The organism is Streptomyces sparsus, assembly GCF_054776295.1.
Genome location: NZ_BAAHCA010001108.1, coordinates 1 through 1,449, shown reverse-complemented (window position 1 = coordinate 1,449; position 1,449 = coordinate 1). Strand labels below are relative to the sequence as shown.

Here is a 1,449-nt window from a genome sequence, read left to right as displayed (position 1 = left end):
GTGGGGCGGCCGCCTCTGTGCGACGGCCGCCCCACGAGCGGTCTAGCCGAGCAGGCCGCCGAACAGTCCGCCGTTGGCCATGCCGAGATAGAAGCCGACGGCCGACGCCCCCATGCCCACGATCAGCAGGAACCGCTCGGCCGTGGTCGCGGAGATCATCTGCCCCCACAGCCCGACCACCAGCCCGGCCAGTCCCGCCCAGGACGCCAGCAGGTGCAGGCCGGGGAAGAAGCAGGTGGCGAAGGCGATCACGCCGAGCAGCAGCGTCGCCGTCGTCATGCCGTTCTCGACCGGATGGGACCTGCCGTCGGAGTTGAGGAGGGAGAAGAGTCCGGCTTGCCGCACTGTCTGTGCCATGGGGCACCTCCTGTCGGAAGGCGGCGCGCCTGTGGCGCCGCTCACACCCGAGGTGTCCAGATTGCGGTGCTTCCCGGTCGGATTTCAAGCGGAAGGCCGAGTGCGGGTAGTCTGTACGGTCTGCACCGGTGTCTGCCCTGCTCACCGTCACGATCGCTCGCCTGGACCGTCGACTGTCAGTGGCCGCGGATACCGTTGCTCACGCATCAACAACCCTCCTGCCACGGATCGACCGTGGCCGCTGAGTCCGAAGGAGGTGGGTTCCACATGCGTCACTACGAGGTCATGGTGATCCTCGACCCCGATGTCGAGGAGCGCGCTGTCTCCCCGCTGATCGAGAACTTCCTCTCCGTCGTCCGTGAGGGCGCCGGAAAGGTCGAGAAGGTCGACACCTGGGGTCGCCGTCGTCTCTCCTACGAGATCAACAAGAAGCCCGAGGGGATCTACTCGGTCATCGACCTGCAGGCCGAGCCTGCGGTCGTCAAGGAGCTCGACCGCCAGATGAACCTGAACGAGTCGGTCCTCCGGACCAAGGTCCTCCGTCCTTCCACCCACTGAGCTCGCGCTCGGTAGCGAAGGATCCGAGTAGTAGCACCACGCAGCACTAGCACCCCCGCCGAGAGGTTCATCCATGGCAGGCGAGACCGTCATCACGGTCGTCGGCAATCTGGTCGACGACCCCGAGCTGCGCTTCACCCCTTCCGGTGCGGCGGTCGCGAAGTTCCGTGTCGCGTCCACCCCCCGCACCTTCGACCGGCAGACCAACGAGTGGAAGGACGGCGAAAGCCTGTTCCTGACCTGCTCGGTCTGGCGGCAGGCGGCGGAGAACGTCGCCGAGTCCCTCACCAGGGGCACGAGGGTCATCGTGCAGGGCCGCCTCAAGCAGCGGTCGTACGAGGACCGCGAGGGCATCAAGCGCACGGTCTACGAGCTGGATGTCGACGAGGTCGGGGCCAGCCTCCGCAACGCGACCGCCAAGGTCACCAAGACATCCGGTCGTGGTGGTCAGAGCGGCGGCGGCAACTGGGGCGGCGGCCCCGGTGGCGGCCAGCAGGGCGGCGGCGACGCACCCGCGGGTGACCCGTGGGCGAC

3 protein-coding genes are annotated in these 1,449 nt (G+C 67.8%); 2 read left to right on the top strand and 1 reads right to left on the bottom strand.

The genetic code is table 11. From position 1 onward, the window contains the following. Positions 1-42 precede the first annotated feature (42 nt). Entirely contained in the window at positions 43-357 is a 315-nt protein-coding gene (locus ACYVE9_RS26675) for a hypothetical protein (protein ID WP_461030463.1), read from the bottom strand. Positions 358-624: 267 nt separating this feature from the next. Here ACYVE9_RS26675 and rpsF point away from each other — a divergent pair, with 267 nt between their 5' ends. After that, entirely contained in the window at positions 625-915 is a 291-nt protein-coding gene (gene rpsF / locus ACYVE9_RS26670) for a 30S ribosomal protein S6 (RefSeq protein WP_461030462.1), read from the top strand. Positions 916-988: 73 nt separating this feature from the next. After that, the coding region (locus ACYVE9_RS26665) for a single-stranded DNA-binding protein (protein WP_461030461.1) at positions 989-1,449 on the top strand (461 nt) is incomplete at its 3' end.